At 61.5% G+C, this 19,335-nt stretch carries 19 protein-coding genes; 9 read left to right on the top strand and 10 right to left on the bottom strand.

Going from position 1 to position 19,335, the window contains the following annotated elements; all coding sequences use genetic code 11:
• Positions 1–5: 5 nt before the first annotated feature.
• Positions 6–596 (top strand): Yip1 family protein, encoded by a 591-nt coding sequence (locus QDT79_RS10810; RefSeq protein WP_004939641.1) that lies wholly within the window; start codon positions 6–8, stop codon positions 594–596.
• A gap of 57 nt (positions 597–653) precedes the next feature.
• Here the strand turns inward: QDT79_RS10810 and QDT79_RS10815 are convergent, their stop codons facing one another.
• Positions 654–1,505, bottom strand: coding sequence for a DMT family transporter (locus tag QDT79_RS10815; protein ID WP_060421010.1), 852 nt, complete (start codon positions 1,503–1,505; stop codon positions 654–656).
• A 244-nt stretch (positions 1,506–1,749) separates the two neighbouring features.
• On the bottom strand, positions 1,750–2,040 hold the full coding sequence (locus tag QDT79_RS10820) for a hypothetical protein (protein WP_308316483.1): 291 nt from the start codon (positions 2,038–2,040) through the stop codon (positions 1,750–1,752).
• Between the two features lies 1 nt (position 2,041).
• On the opposite strand from QDT79_RS10820, the gene QDT79_RS10825 reads away from it, so the two are divergent.
• The 3 genes from QDT79_RS10825 to QDT79_RS10835 are packed head-to-tail and all read left to right on the top strand — an operon-like array spanning position 2,042 to position 4,798.
• Positions 2,042–2,821, top strand: a complete 780-nt coding sequence (locus QDT79_RS10825) for an ABC transporter ATP-binding protein (RefSeq protein WP_444529313.1) — start codon at positions 2,042–2,044, stop codon at positions 2,819–2,821.
• A 16-nt stretch (positions 2,822–2,837) separates the two neighbouring features.
• Complete coding sequence (locus tag QDT79_RS10830) at positions 2,838–3,794, top strand: ABC transporter substrate-binding protein (RefSeq protein ID WP_308316484.1); 957 nt, start codon at positions 2,838–2,840, stop codon at positions 3,792–3,794.
• Positions 3,791–4,798, top strand: a complete 1,008-nt coding sequence (locus QDT79_RS10835) for a FecCD family ABC transporter permease (RefSeq protein ID WP_063991215.1) — start codon at positions 3,791–3,793, stop codon at positions 4,796–4,798. The genes QDT79_RS10830 and QDT79_RS10835 overlap by 4 nt, the downstream gene beginning before the upstream one ends.
• A gap of 13 nt (positions 4,799–4,811) precedes the next feature.
• Here QDT79_RS10835 and QDT79_RS10840 read toward each other — a convergent pair whose 3' ends face one another.
• The 5 genes from QDT79_RS10840 to QDT79_RS10860 form a co-directional block, all read right to left on the bottom strand.
• Positions 4,812–6,335 carry a flavodoxin domain-containing protein gene (locus QDT79_RS10840; protein ID WP_197816334.1) on the bottom strand — a complete coding sequence of 508 codons (1,524 nt, stop codon included), beginning with the start codon at positions 6,333–6,335 and terminating at the stop codon, positions 4,812–4,814.
• Between the two features lie 5 nt (positions 6,336–6,340).
• Entirely contained in the window at positions 6,341–6,766 is a 426-nt protein-coding gene (locus QDT79_RS10845; RefSeq protein WP_033647052.1) for a PAS domain-containing protein, read from the bottom strand.
• A gap of 230 nt (positions 6,767–6,996) precedes the next feature.
• Positions 6,997–8,703 (bottom strand): D-lactate dehydrogenase, encoded by a 1,707-nt coding sequence (dld, locus tag QDT79_RS10850; RefSeq protein ID WP_308316485.1) that lies wholly within the window; start codon positions 8,701–8,703, stop codon positions 6,997–6,999.
• Positions 8,704–8,828: 125 nt separating this feature from the next.
• Positions 8,829–9,623 (bottom strand): type I methionyl aminopeptidase, encoded by a 795-nt coding sequence (gene map / locus QDT79_RS10855; protein WP_063991218.1) that lies wholly within the window; start codon positions 9,621–9,623, stop codon positions 8,829–8,831.
• Complete coding sequence (locus QDT79_RS10860) at positions 9,620–9,823, bottom strand: ParD-like family protein (protein ID WP_006324220.1); 204 nt, start codon at positions 9,821–9,823, stop codon at positions 9,620–9,622. Before QDT79_RS10860 ends, map begins: the two co-directional genes overlap by 4 nt.
• Positions 9,824–9,991: 168 nt before the next feature.
• Between QDT79_RS10860 and ddlA the strand changes: the two genes are divergently transcribed.
• Positions 9,992–11,095 (top strand): D-alanine--D-alanine ligase, encoded by a 1,104-nt coding sequence (ddlA, locus tag QDT79_RS10865; protein WP_063991219.1) that lies wholly within the window; start codon positions 9,992–9,994, stop codon positions 11,093–11,095.
• 34 nt (positions 11,096–11,129) lie between these two features.
• Here the strand turns inward: ddlA and QDT79_RS10870 are convergent, their stop codons facing one another.
• Both QDT79_RS10870 and QDT79_RS10875 read right to left on the bottom strand, forming a co-directional pair.
• Positions 11,130–11,909, bottom strand: coding sequence for an ABC transporter substrate-binding protein (locus QDT79_RS10870; protein ID WP_063991220.1), 780 nt, complete (start codon positions 11,907–11,909; stop codon positions 11,130–11,132).
• A 34-nt stretch (positions 11,910–11,943) separates the two neighbouring features.
• Positions 11,944–13,098 carry a methionine aminotransferase gene (locus tag QDT79_RS10875; protein ID WP_308316486.1) on the bottom strand — a complete coding sequence of 385 codons (1,155 nt, stop codon included), beginning with the start codon at positions 13,096–13,098 and terminating at the stop codon, positions 11,944–11,946.
• Between the two features lie 118 nt (positions 13,099–13,216).
• On the opposite strand from QDT79_RS10875, the gene QDT79_RS10880 reads away from it, so the two are divergent.
• From QDT79_RS10880 to QDT79_RS10890, 3 genes are all read left to right on the top strand, one after another.
• Positions 13,217–14,137: a LysR substrate-binding domain-containing protein gene (locus QDT79_RS10880; protein ID WP_308316487.1), complete on the top strand. Its 921-nt coding sequence runs from the start codon at positions 13,217–13,219 to the stop codon at positions 14,135–14,137.
• Between the two features lie 112 nt (positions 14,138–14,249).
• On the top strand, positions 14,250–16,547 hold the full coding sequence (bglX, locus tag QDT79_RS10885) for a beta-glucosidase BglX (RefSeq protein WP_308316488.1): 2,298 nt from the start codon (positions 14,250–14,252) through the stop codon (positions 16,545–16,547).
• A gap of 72 nt (positions 16,548–16,619) precedes the next feature.
• Positions 16,620–17,543, top strand: coding sequence for a DUF7916 family protein (locus QDT79_RS10890; RefSeq protein WP_130018388.1), 924 nt, complete (start codon positions 16,620–16,622; stop codon positions 17,541–17,543).
• Here the strand turns inward: QDT79_RS10890 and QDT79_RS10895 are convergent.
• The gene (locus QDT79_RS10895) at positions 17,540–18,568 is read right to left on the bottom strand and encodes a methyltransferase (protein WP_308316489.1); all 1,029 of its coding nucleotides are present in this window, start codon (positions 18,566–18,568) and stop codon (positions 17,540–17,542) included. The genes QDT79_RS10890 and QDT79_RS10895 overlap by 4 nt on opposite strands.
• Positions 18,569–18,920: 352 nt before the next feature.
• Here QDT79_RS10895 and QDT79_RS10900 point away from each other — a divergent pair, with 352 nt between their 5' ends.
• A complete protein-coding gene (locus QDT79_RS10900) occupies positions 18,921–19,313 on the top strand; it encodes a hypothetical protein (protein ID WP_038879962.1) in 393 nt (130 codons plus the stop codon).
• The last annotated feature ends 22 nt before the right edge of the window (positions 19,314–19,335 follow it).

Here is a 19,335-nt window from a genome sequence, read left to right on the forward strand (position 1 = left end):
GTCTCATGGTCAGTCATGTTTGGGGACTTCTGGCGCATCCCAGCGCCGAGTTCGAACAGATCAAAAGCGAGAATGAAAGCGTCTCGCACCTATACACCCATCACGTGTTGCTCTTGGCAGCCATCCCGGTGGTCTGCGCCTTTATCGGCACCACCCAGTTGGGCTGGCTCTCCGGCGAGGGACATGCCATCAGGCTCGACATGTTTACCGCGCTTTATACCGCCGTGGCGTTTTACCTGCTGATGCTGGCGGGTGTAGCGGCCATGGGGAAAGTCATTCACTGGATGGCGCGGCGTTATGAATCGCGCCCCAGCCTGCACCGCTGCATGGTGTTCGCCGGCTACGTGGCGACCCCGATGTTCCTCAGCGGGATTGTGGCGCTCTATCCGGTCGTCTGGCTGTGTCTGTTTGTCGGCATTATCGGCCTGTGCTATTCGGGCTATCTGCTGAATCTGGGGATCCCGCACTTCCTGAATATCGACAGTAAGGAAGGGTTCATCTTCTCCAGCTCGACCTTCGCTATCGGTATCCTGTTGCTCGAGCTGCTGCTTGGGGTGACGGTGCTGCTGTGGGGGTACGGTTCCTGGTTGTTCTGAGTTAACGGCTGTTATTATCGCCCCCGCGCCGGTGGAACGGCGCGGGGGCTTTTGCTTTTATACGCGGCGGAAAACCAACATCACGCCGAGCACGATGCCCGCCATGCCCAGCAGGCTCAGCGCCGCCAGCGCGTGGCCGAGCAGCAGGTAGTCCAGCAGGGCGGTCACCGCCGGGATCAGATAGAACAGACTGGTGACCTGCACCAGGTTGCCGCGCTGGATCAGGCGATACAGTAAGAAGGTCGCCAGCACCGAGATCACCACCGCCATCCACAGCAGCGGCAGCACGAACGCCGGCCGCCATTCGACCCGCAGCGGCTCAAACGGCAGCGCCAGCGTACACATCAGCAACCCGACGGCATACTGCAGCGGCAAGACCGCCAGCGGCGGCTGCGTCATGCCTTTTTGCAGCAGGGTGCCGGCGGTCATGCAGCCCAGCGCGATAAAGGCGAACAGCATGCCGCTCAGCGAGAAGTGGGCCACCATCAGGCTTTGGTACACCACCAGCGTCAGCCCGACCATTGCCAGCGCCAGGCCGAGCGCCCGCAGCCCGGTGCAGCGCCGTTCGGTGATGAACTGGGTGAGGATCGGCTGTACGCCGAGCAACGTCGCCAGCACGCCGGGCGTAATACCCTGTTCCAGCGCCAGCAGATAGCAGATTTGATAGCTGCCGATCATTAACACGCCAATCAGCGCGACGCGCCGGCGGGTGCCGGGAGCGGGCAGGCACTGGCGCTGCCACAGGCCGATGGCCAACAGCACCGCCAGCGCGATGGCGCAGCGGAAGAACAGAAAAGCGAAGGCGGAGGCGTGCTCCAACCCCCAACGGGAGAAGATCGCGCCGCTGCTCCAAAGCAGGACGAACAGCGTAGCCAGGCCGGCATTGGCCCAGAGAGAAGGTAATCGCATGTCAATTTCACCTGTCGTGAAAATTACAGGCTCCGGCGCGCGCGGCGGTCTACGCCTAAACGCAACAGATCAATAAGCCGGAGGTAAAAAGTCGGTTTGGCTTAGCGCACAACCACAATGCGTGGTGGGTAAGCTGCAACCGCTGAAACGACAGAGGAAACGGCGGGTGGGGCGGAGGAAGCACACAGCAAAACGACGGCCGGAACGGTCGCGTCTGTCGGATCTGTGCTGTGCGCCAGGTAGGTCATGTGAGTTCCTGAAAATCGGGAATGAGACTCATCGCTTCAAACATAACCAAGTTCGCCGGGATGCGCAATCGGAAATCACTATGATTTAATTGATAATGAAAATCATTATCATTAATAAAAGGCTGTGCTATGTTGCTTTGGCCGCGCAGTTTTGACGCAGGGGCGCGGCTTGCTCCCTGCCTGGCTCCACGCAGCACGTGCGGCAAAAGACGTTGCGATTCGTTTTTGCAGAAGGCGCGTAATCGTGGTAAAAACATTGGTATGTTATAATATAACAATTTAAGCATGATGAATTCAGTTCACGACATCCTCCACGTTGATGGGGTTAGCCTGACCGGCCACGGTGAGGCATTGATACTCGACAACATCCATTTCGCGCTGCGCGCCGGTGAGAAGCTGGCGGTGATCGGCCCTAACGGCAGCGGCAAGTCCAGCCTGCTGCGTGCCCTGATCGGCGAAACGCGGCCGGACGGCGGCGTCATTCACTGGCGAGGGCGCGCCTTGTCCGCGTGGCCGGCGGCGGAACGTGCCAAAAGCATCGCCTTTCTGGCGCAAAACGATTCGCCGGATTTGCGACTGTCGGTTGAGGACTACGTGGCGTTGGGCCGTTTGCCGCATGGCGAACGCTCTGCGACGGGAAAGCGCATCGTTGACGAGGCCATCGGGGAAACCGGGCTGGCGCCGCTCAGGCACCACCCGTTGGGGCGGATCTCGGGCGGCCAGCGTCAGCGCGCGGCGCTGGCTCGGGCGTTGGCGCAGTCTCCCGATCTGTTGTTGCTGGATGAACCGACCAATCACCTCGATCCGCCCGGGCGCTCGGCGCTGCTGTCGTTAGTGAAAAATAAAGACATCGCCGTGATTGCGGTACTGCATGACCTGCCCGTGGCAGAGGCGTTTGCCGATCGGATCCTGGTGCTCAACGAAAGCCGTCAGGTGGCCTGTGGTACGCCCGAGTCGGTGTTACAGACTTCGGTGATTTTGCCGGTGTTCGGCATGAACAGTTTCAAGGTAGCGCATCCCGTCAGCGGGAAAACGCTGCGCATTTTTGACGTTCCCCATTGCGCTTGATAAACCAGAGAGAAACATGAACGCACGCGTATTCATCCTGCTTCTGCTGCTGGCCGCCAGGTCGGCGGCGGCTGAACATTTTCCCGTCACCGTAGAAAGCTGCGGTGTGCCGGTCACCTTCAACCAGGCGCCGCAGCGCGCCGTCATCAACGACATCAACATGGCCGAGATGGCCTTTGCACTGCATCTGCAGGATCGCATTGTCGGGCTGACCGGCATCACCGGCTGGTACAAACTGACGCCCGACTTCAAGGCCGAGATGGGCGCCATTCCCGAACTGGCGCCGAAATATCCCGCTTTGGAAACGCTGCTGGCGGCACAGCCGGATTTCTTTTTCGCCGGTTGGAATTACGGCATGAAGATCGGCGGCGACGTCACGCCGGAGAAGCTCGCCCCGTTCGGCATCAAGACGCTGGTGCTGAGCGAGAGCTGCGTACAGGCCGGTGGGCGGCCGCAGAAGGCCGATATGAATCTGCTGTATGACGATGAGCTGAAGCTCGGCAAGATTTTCGGCAAGCGGCAAGAGGCCACCGCGCTGGTTGAGGGCTGGAAGCGCCGGTTGGCTGCGCTGCCCGCCAGGCCGGCGGGCCAGGCGCCGCTCAAGGTGTTCGTCTATGACTCGGGGGAGGAGAAGCCTTTCACCAGCGGCAAATACGCTATGCCGACGGCGATCATCGAAGCGGCGGGCGGCCGCAACGTGATGGACGGTTTGCCGGCGAGCTGGACGACGGCGTCCTGGGAGGCGGTAGCGGCGGCCGAGCCCGACTTCATTATTCTGCTGGATTACCAAACCGGCTCGGGTGCCGATGCGCTGCGGCGCTTCCTCGAGTCCCACCCGTTGATGAAATTAACGCCTGCCGTACGGCACCACCGCTATCTGAAACTGCAGTATGCGGAGCTGACGCCGGGGCCGGCCAACATCGGCGCGGTGGAAAAGCTGGCGCGGGCGCTGTACGCGCCGGAGGCTGAATGAACTCGCCGACCCGGCGGTTTATGCTGCTCGCACCGTTGGCGCTGTCGGTATTGTGCGGGTTAATGATCTGGAGCCTGCAGCTGGGCAGCGTCGCGCTGTCATGGCGGCAGACGATGGCGGCATTGGGGCTTTCATCGGCGCCCCTCTCCGGCATGCTGGATACCATCGTCGTGCAACTGCGGGTGCCCAGAGCCTTGCTGGCGGCCTTGACCGGCGCCGGGCTGGCGATGACCGGCGCGCTGCTGCAGACCACCACCCGCAATGAGCTGGCCGATCCTTTTTTGTTTGGGCTCTCCTCCGGCGCCTCCGCCGGTGCGGTGCTGGTCATCACGCGCTTCGGCGATGCGCTGGGCGTGCTGACCTTGCCACTGTCCGCTTTCGCCGGCGGCATTTTGTCCGCCTTGGCGGTGATGATCCTGTTTCGCGTCGGCCGGGTCAGGCGCGCCGAGCAGCTGATCGTTTGCGGCCTGGCGGTCTCGTTTTTGTTCAGCGCGCTCACCAGCTACCTGGTGTTTTCCGGCGATCAGCGGGCGGCCGGCTCGGTGTTGTTCTGGTCGCTCGGCGGGTTGGGGCTGGCGCGTTGGGATAATCTGTTCATTCCACTGGCGAGTTTCGTGCTGCTGGCCGGGTTTACGGCGCTGCGTTGGCGGGCGCTGGACGCGTTGCTGGCGGGCGAACAAACCGCCCATTCGATGGGGGTCAACGTGGCGCGGCTGCGCACCGAGACCTTTCTGTGCTGCGCACTGTCCACGGCGTTTCTCGTTTCGCTGACGGGCGTGATCGGCTTTGTCGGGCTGATGGTGCCTTATCTGGCCCGGCGCCTGGTGGGCGTGCGCCACCGTTTATCCGTGCCTATGTGCGGCCTACTGGGGGCGATGTTGCTGACCGGCGGCGACATGCTCAGCCGCAGTCTGATCCCCCATCAGGAGCTGCCCATCGGCATCATTACGGCGGGGCTGGGGGGCGCGTTCATCGTGTCCTTGCTGCTGCGTGCGGAACGATGAACGCCACCCTGATTCAATAGAGTTCCAGATGCAGGCGCTGCTGCTCAATCAGCGTCTGCCACAGGTTTTCCGCCCCGCAGGCTTGCTCCAGCGCCGTCGCCACGGCATGTTCCAGATACTGGCGATTGCCGCACAGGTAGACATGCGCTCCCCGCTGCAGCAGGCCGCTGATGGCATCGGCATGATCGCCGATCGCATGCTGCACATAGTATTTGGCGACGGCGTCGCGCGAGAAGGCGGTGATGAGCCGCGTGAGTACGCCCGCCGCGTTCAGTGCAGCCAATTCCTCGCGATACAGGAAATCTTCATCACGCCGTTTTTCACCGAAGATCAGCACGGTTTCGCGCCGTTCACCCTGGGCGGCCATTTCGCGCAGCAAGCCTATCAAGGGCGCTATGCCGGTACCGGTACCGATAAGCAGCACCGGCACAGTGGCATCGCGCGGCAGGTAAAAGCCGGGGTTGGCGCGGCAGAAGAGGCGGAAAGGGCCGGGTTGGCTGAGCAGCCAGCCGGTCGCCGTGCCGCGCCGGATGCGGCCGCCGCGTTCATAATGTACGTCGCGCACGCACAGATCGAGGCTCTCTGCCCGCGTTGCCGAAGCGATGGAGTAGGCGCGCGGCAGGCAAACGGGCAGCAGCGCCAGCAGGTTCTCCAGCGTGACCGCCTGCGGCGGGCAAAAATCGTGCAGTACGTCCAGCAGATCGGCGCCGTACAGATAGCTCTCCAGGGCTTTGCGTTGGCGGATCTTAAGCAAGCCTTTGAGCTCTTCGCTGTCGGCCAACTGCGCCAGTTCGCGCAGCGTCGTTTTGCTGAGCTGGCGCAGCTCCCGGCGGCGCAGCGCGTCGGCGGCCTCCGGTCTGCCGAGCCAGTCTGCCAGCCGGATCAATAATCCTTCGTCGTTTTCCGGCAACAGATAGACGGTATCCCCCGCCCGGTAAACGATGCCGCTGCCGGCGATATTCAGCCGCAGGTGCCAGGCCTGCGGCGTGCGTGCGCTGAGCGGCCGCCGTTCGAGGAGGGGGGCGCTGAACGCATGGTCTTCGCCGTAGGCGGTCACGCGTAGATGCAAATCGCGGCCGGCCTGGGCATCGCCGGCCAGCACCTTCTCCAGCGTCGTCAGCCAGGTTACGAAGAACGGTTCGAAGTTAACGTCGGCGTCGACGCGATTGATGATGGCGCGGGCGCCGTATTGCGTCAGGCGTGTATCCAGCGCCTGCGTGAAGCCGCAGAAATGCGGGTACGCGGTGTCGCCGAGACCGAAGATGGCGTAGCGCAACCGGTGACGATCCGGCCATTGCGCCAGCGCGTCGGAAAAACGCTCGGCGTTGGCGGGCGGTTCGCCGTCGCCAAATGAGCTGGAGACGATCAGCAGGGCGTCACGCTCGCCCACATCGGCGGGCTGGATGGCGTTGAGTTCTTTCACGACGGGGCGGTAGGGTTGCAGGCTGCTTTGCTCGCCCAGGCGCATCGCCAGCGCCCGGGCGTTGCCCGACTCCGAACCGTAACCAATCAGGATGCGTTCGATAAGGTCGGCCATGGCGGTTACTTGTCGTAGTGGTTGTCGAACTGTTCTTTGGCGAATTCTACCGATTCGAAGTCGGTCATCAGATCGTTGATCACGCGGCGGATGCTGATATAGGCCGCGATATTGCCCTGGGCGTCATACAGCGGCTGCACCGTGGTGTCGACCACGTACAGCACGCCGCCCTTGCCGACGTTCGGGATGATGCCGGTCCAGATGCCGCCCGCCTTGATGGTGTCCCACATCGCTTTGTAAACCGCTTTCGGCACCGAAGGGTGGCGCACGATGCTGTGGGGCTGGCCCACCAGCTCTTCCCGGGAAAAGCCGGTCAGCTGGCAAAACAGATCGTTGACGTAGGTGATGGTGCCCTGCAGATCGGTGGTGGAGATCACCATCACTTTATCGAGCGCGGCTAACAGCTGGGCGGAATCGAGGGTCTGACTCATGGTAGGTTCCTTCTCATTAACAACTTCGCGGTGATTGCCACGGCGGACGTCATGTATCCGTCATGACAGCTTTGTAATTGATTCTCATTTGCGATTATGTGGTGAATGGTAATCGGGAAATTTATAAGTTGCAATAAAAATGCATCTTTAAAGGTGCAGAAATATCACGATGAGGCAGGCGGGGGAGAGTAGGCCCGCACCGGGTGCGGCGGCGGGCCAATCGGGCGGTCTTAGCGGGGGCCTTCGGCCCAGCCTTTGCGTTTGCTGGTTTTGCCGATGCCGGGGTTGAAGCTGTTGGTCGGATCGGCGGCGCGGTAGAACGCCTGCAGATCTGCCTTGGCGTGGTACAGGTGGCCGACGTTATGCTCCGCCGGGTATTCGGCGCCGCGCAGGTTGAGGATCTCGAGCATCTTTTCCTTCAGCGCGTGGCTGTCGACGCCCTTTTTCACCACGTAGTCCTGATGGAAAACGTGGCACATAAAGTGGCCGTAATACAGCTTATGCACCAGCTGGCTGTCGATCTCCGGCGGCAGGGTTTCGAACCAGTCGGTGTCGTTGCGGCGCAGGGCGATATCCAGCGCCAGAATATCCTCCACCTTGTCGGCGTGCACCGCATGGTAGCGCACGGCGGCGCCGGCGGCGGCGAAGCGGTGCAGGAAGGCCTTTTTGCCTTCGTCAGGCGTGCAGGCGAAGAAAGCGCCTTCGGCCTGGGCGAAATAGTCGGTCAGGTAGCGCTGCGCTTCGTCTACGCCGGGGCCGGCCATCTTCAGCAGCAGGTGATGTTCGAAACGTTCGCGGTATTCCTTCATGCGCTTCGGCAGGTGGCTCGGCGCCAGATGGCTCAGGCCCTGCATCAGCCGGTCGGTCAGGTTGTGCGGCAGCAGCGGCAGCTTGTTGAGGCTGGCGTCCATGCGGCCTTTCAGGGTGAAGAAGCGCGGCATCTGATCGGTGCCGAGCTTGTCGATCATCATGAAGGTGTCTTTGCCGTACACCTCGGCGATGTCGAAGATATCGCGGTGCATGTACTCACCGGCCACCGGCAGGTTTTCGAACTGGCTCAGCATGTGGCGGCGCAGTTCGGTCAGCACCGCGGTGTCGTTGGTGCCGATATAGAACACCTGCTCTTTGCCTTCTTTCTCGAAGGTGTCGAGCCGCACCGCGAACACCGCCAGCTTACCGGCGCAGCCGGATGCCTCGAACAGGCGGCGTTTGTCGGCGTTGAAGCGGGAAGGGGTGTCGGCATCGACGTCACGCACCCGGCTGGCGTACTCGTTATCCGAGGCGCGCAGCTCGCCGTATTCGACGTCTGTCGGGCGATAGTCACCTTTTTCCAGCCGGGTGAGGATCTCTTCCGGCGTGTCGCCGAGGCGGATGCCCAAATGGTTCACCAGGCGCAGCTGGCCGTCTTCCCCTAGCTGGGCGTACAGCGCCATTTCGGTGTAGGCCGGGCCGCGTTTCACCAGCGAGCCGCCGGAGTTGTTGCACACGCCGCCGATCACCGAGGCGCCGATGCAGGAGGAACCGATCACCGAATGCGGTTCGCGGCCGTAGGGTTTGAGCAATTTCTCGAGGTGGTGCAGGGTGCTGCCGGGGAAGCCGACCACCTGCTTGCCGTTGTCCAGCACCTGAATATGGTCGAGGCGCAGGGTGCTGACGATGACGATGTCGCGATCATAGTCGTTGCCGCTGGGGGTTGATCCTTCGGTCAGGCCGGTATTGGCGGCCTGCATGATGACGATTTTGTCGGCGGCCACGCAGGCCTGCAAAATGCGCCACAGCTGCAGCAGGCTGGTGGGAAACACCACCGCCAGCGCCTGGCCTTCACCGGAGCGGAACCCCTTGCGATACCGCTCGGTGTTGCGATCGCCGGTCAACAACTGCGGGCCGCCGACGATGTCCTTGAGCTGATTGATAAACGTCTGATTGCCTGACTGCATGCTGCCTGTCTCCCTGTCATCTCCGTCGCTTTAACCGCGGCGCCGGAGTGCCGCATATAAGCTAAGAGGTTATCAATTAAATAACTTATTAAGCTATCAGCTTGCCAAGCTAATGGCTTGCGGGTTTAGTAGCGCTCGGCGTAGCCGGCCCGGCGCTCTTCGTCGCGCAGCGTCAGGATCTCCACGCCGTCGGCGGTGACCGCCACGGTGTGCTCCCACTGCGCCGACAGTTTTTTGTCGCGCGTCACCACCGTCCAGCCGTCTTTCTTCTGCTTGATGCGGCGGTCGCCCTGGTTGATCATCGGCTCGATGGTGAACACCATGCCTTCCTGCAGCACCAGACCGCTGCCGGGTTGGCCGTAGTGCAGCACCGCCGGCTCTTCATGCATATCGCGGCCGATGCCGTGGCCGCAATACTCACGCACGATGCTGTAGCCGGCCTGCTCGGCATGCCGCTGGACGGCATGGCCGATATCCCCCAGGGTAGCGCCCGGTTTTACTGCGCGAATGCCTTGCCACATCGATTCATAGACGTTGTTCACCAGCCGTTTGGCCAGCGGTGTCACCTGGCCGACGCAGTACATCTTGCTGGAGTCGGCGATATAGCCGCCGTTTTCCAGCGTGATGTCTACGTTGATAATCATGCCGGAACGCAGGATTTTGCTGGCCGATGGCACCCCGTGGCACACCACGTCGTCGATTGAGGTGTTGAGCACATAGGGGAAATCATACTGCCCCTTGCTGGCCGGGCGCGACTTCAGCTCGTCGACGATAAACGCCTCGGCGCGGTCGTTGATCTCCATGGTGGAGATGCCTTCGACGATGACCTCATCGAGCATAGCAAACACTTTGGCCAGCAGGGCGCCGGAATGGCGCATTTTGGCAATCTCTTCCGGCGTTTTGATCACAATCTGTTTCACCCGACAATCTCCTTCAGCGTCAGCGCGTTATCTTTCATCATTTTTTTTACCAGCTGCGGGTAGGTCAGTTCCGGATGGAACTCCGCCAGCATGCCGATCTTGATCCAGTACTCGGCCTGCGCGTTGATCGAACGCGTCATGGTCAGGCTGGCGAGGCGCAGATCGTCGTGCAGCGCGTCTGAAATTTTTACGATGCCCATCGGCGTCTCCCTAAGTGAACGATATACGAAGTGTATACGTTTAGGATGGTCGTGATGTGGCAATCTGTGGCGTAAGAAGATTCTGGCAACAACGATTGCCGCCGCCAGGCAATGCGTTTATTGTGATGAACGACTTTTTTGCCATGATTTTTCAGAAGGATTTAAGGCGTGACTAAACTACGTGTTGGGGTGATTTTTGGCGGTAAATCGGCGGAGCATGAGGTGTCGCTGCAGTCGGCCAAAAACATTGTGGATGCAATCGACAAAGAGAAGTTTGACGTCACGCTGCTGGGGATCGACAAACAGGGGCAGTGGCACATCAACGACGCCTCCAACTACCTGATCAACGCCGAGAACCCGGCGCTGATCGCGCTGAACCGCTCGAACAAGAACGTGGCGCTGATCCCGGGCCAGGAAAAACAGCAGCTGATCGAAGCGGGCAGCGCCGGCGCGCTGGGCCAACTCGACGTCATCTTCCCGATCGTGCACGGCACACTGGGGGAGGACGGCTCGCTGCAGGGGCTGCTGCGCATGGCCAATATGCCGTTCGTCGGCGCCGGCGTGCTCGGTTCGGCGGTCAGCATGGACAAAGATGTGACCAAGCGCCTGCTGCGCGACGCCGGGCTGGCAGTAGCGCCGTTCGTCACCCTGACGCGCGCCAACCGCGCCGGATTCACGTTTGAACAACTGAGCGAACGCCTCGGCCTGCCGCTGTTCGTCAAGCCGGCCAACCAGGGCTCGTCGGTCGGGGTCAGCAAGGTGGAAAACCGCGCCGAGTTCGACGCGGCGGTATCGCTGGCCTTCAGCTTCGATCACAAAGTGCTGGTGGAGTCGGCGATCGTCGGCCGCGAGATCGAGTGCGCGGTGCTGGGCAACGACGATCCGCAGGCCAGCGTGTGCGGCGAGATCGTGTTGAGCGACGCCTTCTATTCTTACGATACCAAATACATCAATGAGCAGGGCGCTCAGGTGGTGGTGCCGGCGGCGATCGCGCCGGAAGTGAGCGACCACATCCGCGAGGTGGCGCTGAAGGCGTTCCGCGCGCTGGAGTGCTTCGGCCTGGCGCGGGTGGATGTGTTCCTGACGCCGGATAACCAGGTGGTAATCAACGAAATCAACACGCTGCCGGGCTTCACCAACATCAGCATGTATCCCAAGCTGTGGGCCGCCAGCGGCGTCAGCTATCAGGCACTTATCACACGCCTGATCGAATTGGCGCTGGAACGCCATCAGCAGGATCGCGCGCTGAACAGCTCGGTGTTCGATCGCTAAACGCGGCAGGGGGCGGCGGTGCCGCCCCCGTCTATCACTTTACCGTCACGTCGATGTCGCCGAAATACTTCTTCGACAGCGCCGCCACCGTGCCTTGCTGTTTCACTTTGGCGATGGCGGCATCCAGTTTTTTCTTCAGCGGCTCATCCCCTTTACGCAGGCCGAAGGCAATACCTTCACCGAGGATTTTGTCGTCGCGTACCGCCTCGCCGACGAAGGCGAAGCCCTTGCCGTCCGGCTGCGACAGGAAGCCGCTTTGCCCCGACGGCGCCATCACCAGCGTGGCGTCAAGCCGACCAGCCGCCAGATCGAGGTAAACCTGATTCTGATCCTGATAAGACACCACGTCCACGCCCGCCGGCGCCCAATGGGTTTTGGCGTAAATCTCCTGAATCGATCCTTGCAGCACGCCCACGTGTTTGCCCGCCAGCGATTTGGCGTCCGGCAGCAGGCCGCTGCCGGCTTTGGCGATCAGGCGGTTCGGCACCTGATAGATGGCGTCAGTGAAGGCGATCGCCTGGCGCCGCTGTTCGGTCACGTTCATCGCCGAGTTGATGGCGTCGAACTTGCGCGCCTGCAGCGCCGGGATCAGGCTGTCGAACGAGGTTTCCACCCAGCTGCATTTCAACTGCGCGGCGGCGCACACCGCGTCACCCAGTTCGATATCGAACCCTTCCAGTTTGCCGCTGGCGGATTTGGATTCGAACGGCGGATACAGCGCTTCCAGGCCGAAGCGCAGGCTGTTTTCCGCCGCCAGCGAAGTGCCGGCGGCCAGCAGGCATCCGGCGGCGAACAGCGTTTTCAGTGCTTTCATAGGCAGTGCCCCTTTCCCATGGTCGGACAAAAAATTACGCCTGGCTCAGGCGGCGCGCGCCTTCCAGCAGGGTCTCGTTATCTTTGGAAAAACTCAGCCGGATTAGGCCGGTATTGGTGCCGTCGCTGTAGAACGCCGACAGCGGGATCGTCGCCACCTTCGTTTCGCGGATCAAGCGTACGGCGAAATCATTGTCGCTTTCGTGGCTGAAGCCGCTAAAACGGGCCAGCATGAAGAAGCTGCCGCGGCTGGGCAGCAGCTCAAAGCGCGAATCCTGCAAGGCGCTGGCCAGCAGATCGCGCTTTTGTTGGTAAAATGCCGCCAGCCCCAGGTAGCTCTGCGGGTTGTCGAGCGCGGCGGCGAAGGCGTGTTGCATCGGCGTATCGGCGGAGAACACCATAAACTGGTGCACCTTGCGGATCTCGTCCATCAGCGCCGCCGGCGCCAGGCAGTAGCCGACGCGCCAGCCGGTGACGTGGTAGGTTTTACCGAACGACGACACGATCACGCTGCGTTCCGCCAGCTGCGGGTAGCGCGCCATGCTGTGGTGAATATCGCCGTCGAACACCACGTGTTCGTAGACCTCGTCGGACAGGATCACGATATCGGTGTCGCGGGTAAGGGCGGTCAGGCGTTCAATGTCGTACTCGTCAAACACTGCGCCGGTCGGGTTGTGCGGCGTATTGACGATGATCATGCGCGTTTTGCCGTTGATGGCGGCGGCCACTTCATCCCAGTCGACGCGAAAATCCTGCAGCGACAGTTTGATCGCTACCGGCGTGGCGCCCTGCAGGCGCACGATCGGCGCATAGCTGTCGAACGCCGGTTCGAAATAGATCACCTCGTCGCCGGGATGCACCAGCGCGCTGATCGCCGAGTACAGCCCTTCGCTGGCGCTGGCGATCACCGTGATTTCTTCGTCGGCGTCATAGCGTGCGCCATACAATCGTTCAGCTTTTTCCGCCAGAGCAGCACGTAACGCCGCCACACCGCTCATCGGCGCGTATTGGTTATGACCTGCGCGCATGGCTTGCGCCGTTGCCTCGATCAGCTGCGGGTCGCCGGCGAAGTTGGGCGCGCCCTGCGACAGATTGAGAGCCTGATGTTCGGCGCTGAGTTGGCCAATAACGGTGAAAATGGTGGTGCCGACGTCCGGCAGCTTCGAGCGGGATGAGCAGGCGCTCTGCATGATGGGCTCCAGGCAAACAGGGAAGTGTTGAGCGATTAAGCATCAGCCGGCGTAGGCGGACAAGGGAAAGTTTGTCATACTTGCCATGCACTACGATCATACCTAATCGAGGCCCGCTATGCCGATATCCCTGCCGTCGCTCGACGTGTTGAAAACCTTCGTGGTGGTGGCGCAACGCCTCAACTTTACCCATGCCGCCCGGCAGCTGCACCTGACGCAGGGGGCGGTCAGCCGGCAAATCCTCGGGCTGGAACAGCGCCTGGGCTATCCGCTGTTCAGCCGCCATGCGCGCGGTTTGGCGCTGACGCCGCAGGGCGCGCAGCTGCTGGCGCCGGTGCAGCTGGCGCTGGGGCAGTTGGACGAGGCGCTGACGCGGGCCGCCGCCCCGCCGGGGGCGCTGCGCATCAAATGCCCGACCTGCGCCATGCGCTGGGTGCTGCCGCGCATCATTCGCTTGCAGAATGAACGGCCGGACATGCATATCGAGCTGACCGCCTCAGTGTCGCACGGTCTGGATTTCAGTACCGAGCAGTTTGACGCCGCGGTGGTATTCGGTCGGCCACCGGGTAAAAAGCTGATCGCGCACCTGCTGTTCGACGAAATCCTCACGCCGGTCTGCACGCCGACGTTCCTGCCGCCGGCGCCCCGGCTGGCGGATTTGACGGATAAAACCCTGCTGCATCCGACGCGCGATCGGCGCGACTGGCTGCGCTGGCTGAAGGCGGCGGGCGCCGATGCGCTGCCGTCCGGTAAGGCCCAGCATTTCGATACTCTCGATCTGGCGATGAGCGCCGCGCTGCAGGGGTTCGGCATCGCCATCGGCGATCTGTGCCTGCTGGAGGAGGATATCCAGGCGCAGCGCATCGTGACGCCGTTCCCGCTCTGCGTCAGCAGCGGCGCGGCCTATTATTTGGTCTATCCTGAACGCACGGTAGCGCCGCCGACGTTAACCGTACTGGTCGATTTTCTGGCGGCGGAGGCTGCCGACAGCCGCGCCCGGCTGCAGAATTACCTGCCGATAACCTGTAATGCTTTGTAAACATTACCGATGCGAATTTCCTTGGCGATGAAACAGAGTGTGGCAAACTGTTTCTTCACTCCGATTAAACCCCGCGGCTTTGGCGGCGGAAACACGCCTGAGATAAAACAAGATGAAATGGCTTTGTGTGGTGAGTATGTTGTCCGGTCTGGCCCTCAGCCCGGCTTTTGCGCAGGAAACGCCGATAACGCAGGGCATTCACGCCCAGCAGCGCGACGCCTTCGTGTCCCATTTGATGAAGCAGATGACGCTGGAAGAGAAGATCGGCCAGCTGCGGCTGATCAGCGTCGGGCCGGATAACCCAAAAGAAGCGATCCGCGAGGGCATCCGCAAAGGGCAGATCGGCGCCATCTTCAATACCGTCACCCGCCCGGATATCCGGGTGATGCAGGATCAGGCGATGCAGCTCAGCCGCCTCAAGATCCCGTTGTTCTTCGCCTATGACGTGGTGCACGGCCAGCGCACCGTGTTCCCGATCAGTCTGGGGCTGGCGGCCAGCTTCGATCTGGAAGCCATCGCGCTCAGCGCTCGGGTAGCGGCGCAGGAGGCCAGCGACGACGGCCTCAACATGACCTTCGCGCCGATGGTCGATATCACCCGCGATCCGCGCTGGGGCCGGGTCTCCGAAGGCTTCGGCGAAGACACCTGGCTGGTCTCGAAAATCGCCAAGGTGATGGTCGACGGTTTCCAGAACGGCGATCCGGCCAAACCCGGTTCGGTGATGGCCAGCGTCAAGCACTTTGCATTGTATGGCGCCGTCGAAGGCGGCCGCGATTACAACACCGTCGACATGAGCCCGCTGCGCATGCATCAGGACTATCTGCCGCCTTATAAAGCGGCGGTGGACGCCGGCAGCGGCGGGGTGATGGTGTCGCTCAACGCGATCAACGGTGTGCCGGCCACCGCCAACCCGTGGCTGCTGAAAGATCTGCTGCGCGATCAGTGGGGCTTTAAAGGCATCACCATCAGCGACCACGGCGCGATTAAAGAACTGATAAAACACGGCGTGGCCGCCGACGCGCGCGACGCGGTGCGGCTGGCCATCACCTCCGGCGTCGACATGAGCATGAGCGACGAGTTCTACGACAAATACCTGCCGGGTCTGGTGAAAGACGGGCTGGTGCCTGAAAGCGATATCGATCGCGCCTGCCGCGACGTGCTGAACACCAAGTACGACATGGGGTTGTTCACCAATCCATACGTGCATCTGGGCCCGGCGGGTTCCGACCCGCAGGACACCAACGCCGAAAGCCGCCTGCACCGCGCCGAGGCGCGGGTGGTGGCGCGCAAGACGATGGTGCTGCTGAAGAATGATAAGCAGACGCTGCCGCTGAGCAAACAGGCGACCATCGCGCTGGTCGGGCCGATGGCCGACAGCCAGCGCGACGTGATGGGCAGCTGGTCGGCCGCCGGGGTGGTCAAGCAGTCGGTCACCCTGCGCGAAGGGCTGGAGCGGGCGGTGGGCGACAAGGCGCGCATTCTTTACGCCAAGGGCGCCAACGTCACGCAGGATAAAGGCATTATCGACTACCTTAACGAGTATGAGCCGGCGGTGGCGTTCGATACCCGTTCGCCGCAGCAGATGATCGACGAAGCGGTGCAGGCGGCGAACAAGGCCGACGTGGTCGTGGCGGTGGTGGGGGAATCGCAGGGCATGGCGCACGAGGCCTCCAGCCGCGCCGACATCACGATTCCGCAGAGCCAGCGCGATCTGATCGCCGCGCTGAAAGCCACCGGCAAGCCGTTGGTGCTGGTGCTGATGAACGGCCGGCCGCTGGCGCTGAGCTGGGAGAGCGAGCAGGCGGACGCCATGCTGGAAACCTGGTACAGCGGCACCGAGGGCGGCAACGCAGTGGCGGACGTGCTGTTCGGCGACTACAACCCGTCGGGCAAGCTGCCGATGACCTTCCCGCGCTCGGTCGGCCAGATCCCGATGTACTACAACCACCTGAACACCGGTCGCCCGTTCGGCAAGGAGAATCCGGGCAAGTACACCTCGCGCTACTTCGATTCGCCGAACGGCCCGCTGTATCCGTTCGGTTACGGCCTGAGCTACACCACCTTCAGCCTGTCGGATCTGAAACTGTCCAGCCCGACGATGGCGCGCAACGGCAAGCTAACCGCCAGCGTCACGCTGAAGAATACCGGCAAGTACGACGGCGCCACGGTGGTGCAGCTGTATCTGCAGGACGTGACCGCCTCGGTCAGCCGGCCGGTAAAAGAGCTGCGCAACTTCAAGAAAGTGACGCTGAAGGCTGGCCAGTCGCAGCAGGTTGAGCTGCCGATTAGCGAAGACGATCTGAAGTTCTACAACGCCAGCCTGAAATGGGGAGCGGAGCCGGGCAAATTCAACGTGTTCGTCGGCCTGGACTCCGACAACGTGCAGGCGCAAAGTTTTACGCTGAAGTAACCCTGTCCCCCTCGTTCAGCCGCGCTGAGCGAGGGGGTATCCATTCCCGCTAACGTCATCGGAGCTTGCCTCATGAAACGCTATCTGGACTGCAGCGCCAGCGATCTGGCCGATATCGGCAAAGCCGATCTGCTCTATGCCATCCGCGCCAGCGAAGGGCGTATTTTGGTCAGCGAAACCATCGCGGTCACTCAGCCGCTGCTCAATAACGTCACCAACGCCGAGCTGGCGGCCAGCCAGGGCGCCGACCTGCTGCTGCTGAACCTGTTCGACGTTGACCAGCCGCATATTGCGGGCCTGCCCGCTGATGTGCCGCCGCAGGAGGCGCTGCGCACGCTGCAGCGGCTGACCGGACGGGTGATCGGCGTGAACTTGGAGGCCGTCGATCCGGCCTTCGCCACCGAACATAACGATTTCTGGCAGATGACGGCGGGGCGAGCCGCCACCGCCGAGAATGCCCGCAAGCTGTATCAGCTTGGCGCGCGTATGCTGGTGCTGACCGGCAACCCGAGCAACGGCGTCAGCAATCAGGCGATCGCCGCCGCGCTGAAAGCGATCCGCGATGAGGTGGGCGACGAGATGGTGCTGGTGACCGGCAAGATGCACGGCGCCGGTATTGTGCGCGAAAGCGGCAGCCAGCTGATCGGCGAGCGGGACATCGCGCTGTTCGTGGAGAACGGTGCGGACATCGTGCTGTTGCCGGCGCCGGGCACCATTCCCGGCATGTCGCAGGAGAAAGTGGCGGCGCTGATCGCCTTTGCCCAGCGGCAAGGCGCGCTGGCGATGACGGCGATCGGCACCTCGCAAGAGGGGGCCGACGTGCAGACCGTGCGGCAGATTGCGCTGATGAGCAAAATGGCTGGGGCGGATCTGCACCATATCGGCGATACCGGCTATCTGGGGCTGGCGCTGCCGGAAAACATCTTCGCTTACAGCGTGGCGATTCGCGGCGTGCGCCACACCTACAGCCGCATGGCGCGCTCGGTGAACCGCTAAGCCTGGCGTTTTTGCGCCGTCACGATGCTGAAATAGCCGAGCGACGGCAGCACCTGAGCAGGCCCGAAGCCGACGTCGCGCAGCAGGTCGCCGATTTCCCTGCCGGAGTATTGGCGGCCCTGCGTCCATCCCATCATCATCAGGCTGTAGCCCGCGGCGGCAGGCGGGCCATCGCCGTCATCGTTGTACAGCACTTCGTGGATCACGATCCTGCCCCCGGGCGGGAGGGCCGCATAGCTCTTTTGCGCCAGGAAGCGGTTCTTGTCCATCGGCCAGTCGTGGAAAATATTGGAGTACAGGTGCAGATCCGCCGCCGGGTAGGGATCGCGCCACATATCGCCGCTGTGAGTGCCGATGCGGTGGCTGAGGCCGTAATGGCGCGCGTAGTCGGCGGCGAGCGGGCACACTTCCGGCAGATCGAACACGGTGCAGGTCAACGTCGGCCAGTGGGCCGCCAGGCTGATGGCATGGGCGCCGGAGGCGCCGCCGATATCCAGCGCCGCGCGGCAGGCGCCGAGGGGCAACAGCGCCGGCCAAACGCTGGCCGATCCCATGCTCAGGCTGTGCATGGCGTGGGTAAACCGCCGCATTCTGTCGGCGTCGAGCGTATGCGTTTCAAACAGTTCCTGCTCGCCGTACACCTGCGAGGTATTTTTTCTGATGGCGCTTTCCAGGTTTTTCAGCGAGAAAATGTCGCTGTTTTCAACCATCAAATCCCAGAAATAACCGAAATAATGCGGGTTGTTTTTTAACAAAAAGGTTTCCGCTTCCGGCGTGAGAGAGAATGTTTCACCGTCTCTGTCTATCAATTTCAATGCCAATAACGCCATGATCAATGTTTCCGCCGGGCGTCTTTCCACATTGGCCTGAGCGCATATATCGGTCAGGTTGCGGGGGTGCAGAGCAATAAACTCAAAGATACCCAGGCGATGCGCGATAAGCACCGCCGGATAGAGATATAAATTCATCGTGATATCAAGAATGGTTTTGTCGTCGCATTGCGGCGGCCGGACGGAATGGTTCATGTGAATCCCCTCCCACTAGGCATGGCGCGTCTTAACAGGCTATGCCACGCCGGTGGTTTTGGCAAAGGGGGGCGCGCAATTGACCGTAGACCAACGCTTTCGTTGTAAATAATTCCTGGGTGAGATTATTTTTACTATGAATTGAGCACGGCCAAACCTAACGTGAAAAAATGACGCCGGGCGGAGGTTATTACCCCATCATGCGTTTTTATTTTATTGAGAGTTAACTTAATCACCGCTATTAATGCATTAGGGTTGTGCTAATCTAGGCCGCCGTTATACCGTAGCGGTATTCACATTGTATTTGTGAATAATTAAAAATTAAATAATTCATTATTAAAACGAGTTAACAATGAAAAAAAGCATTCTGACCGGCATGATTGCCGCGACTCTGGGCCTGTTCAACACCGCTAACGCTGAAGGGATGGATCCTGCCGCATTGAAAAACGTTTATGACATCACGCGCAATACCGCCGGGCTGATGTCTTACTGCGTCGATAAAGGTTTCCTGAAAGCCGATAGCATCGACAACGCCAAGAAAATGGTGGCCTACGTGGCGGCTATTCCCGGCGGCGTCGACACCCGCGACGGCGACAAGCGCGAAGCGATGGGCCGTGAAGGCAATGTGCTGAACGACGACGGCAAAGTGGTTGCGTTGGAAAAAGAAGCGCCGCAGGGGCTGCAGGCCTGGTGCCAGCAGGCTGACGAAGGGATCCGCCAGGGCCTGACGTCTATCGGTCAATAAGTCTTCTTCACGCGCCCTTTCA

Source organism: Serratia marcescens (genome assembly GCF_029846115.1).
Lineage (GTDB): Bacteria > Pseudomonadota > Gammaproteobacteria > Enterobacterales > Enterobacteriaceae > Serratia > Serratia marcescens_L.

Coding starts and splice junctions, on each gene's coding strand:
- QDT79_RS10810 (WP_004939641.1), top strand. CDS start 6: ATGGTCAGTCATGTTTGGGGACTTCTGGCGCATCCCAGCGCCGAGTTC.
- QDT79_RS10815 (WP_060421010.1), bottom strand. CDS start 1,505: ATGCGATTACCTTCTCTCTGGGCCAATGCCGGCCTGGCTACGCTGTTC.
- QDT79_RS10820 (WP_308316483.1), bottom strand. CDS start 2,040: ATGCTTAAATTGTTATATTATAACATACCAATGTTTTTACCACGATTA.
- QDT79_RS10825 (WP_444529313.1), top strand. CDS start 2,042: ATGAATTCAGTTCACGACATCCTCCACGTTGATGGGGTTAGCCTGACC.
- QDT79_RS10830 (WP_308316484.1), top strand. CDS start 2,838: ATGAACGCACGCGTATTCATCCTGCTTCTGCTGCTGGCCGCCAGGTCG.
- QDT79_RS10835 (WP_063991215.1), top strand. CDS start 3,791: ATGAACTCGCCGACCCGGCGGTTTATGCTGCTCGCACCGTTGGCGCTG.
- QDT79_RS10840 (WP_197816334.1), bottom strand. CDS start 6,335: ATGGCCGACCTTATCGAACGCATCCTGATTGGTTACGGTTCGGAGTCG.
- QDT79_RS10845 (WP_033647052.1), bottom strand. CDS start 6,766: ATGAGTCAGACCCTCGATTCCGCCCAGCTGTTAGCCGCGCTCGATAAA.
- dld (WP_308316485.1), bottom strand. CDS start 8,703: ATGCAGTCAGGCAATCAGACGTTTATCAATCAGCTCAAGGACATCGTC.
- QDT79_RS10860 (WP_006324220.1), bottom strand. CDS start 9,823: ATGGGCATCGTAAAAATTTCAGACGCGCTGCACGACGATCTGCGCCTC.
- QDT79_RS10870 (WP_063991220.1), bottom strand. CDS start 11,909: ATGAAAGCACTGAAAACGCTGTTCGCCGCCGGATGCCTGCTGGCCGCC.
- QDT79_RS10875 (WP_308316486.1), bottom strand. CDS start 13,098: ATGCAGAGCGCCTGCTCATCCCGCTCGAAGCTGCCGGACGTCGGCACC.
- QDT79_RS10880 (WP_308316487.1), top strand. CDS start 13,217: ATGCCGATATCCCTGCCGTCGCTCGACGTGTTGAAAACCTTCGTGGTG.
- bglX (WP_308316488.1), top strand. CDS start 14,250: ATGAAATGGCTTTGTGTGGTGAGTATGTTGTCCGGTCTGGCCCTCAGC.
- QDT79_RS10890 (WP_130018388.1), top strand. CDS start 16,620: ATGAAACGCTATCTGGACTGCAGCGCCAGCGATCTGGCCGATATCGGC.
- QDT79_RS10895 (WP_308316489.1), bottom strand. CDS start 18,568: ATGAACCATTCCGTCCGGCCGCCGCAATGCGACGACAAAACCATTCTT.
- QDT79_RS10900 (WP_038879962.1), top strand. CDS start 18,921: ATGAAAAAAAGCATTCTGACCGGCATGATTGCCGCGACTCTGGGCCTG.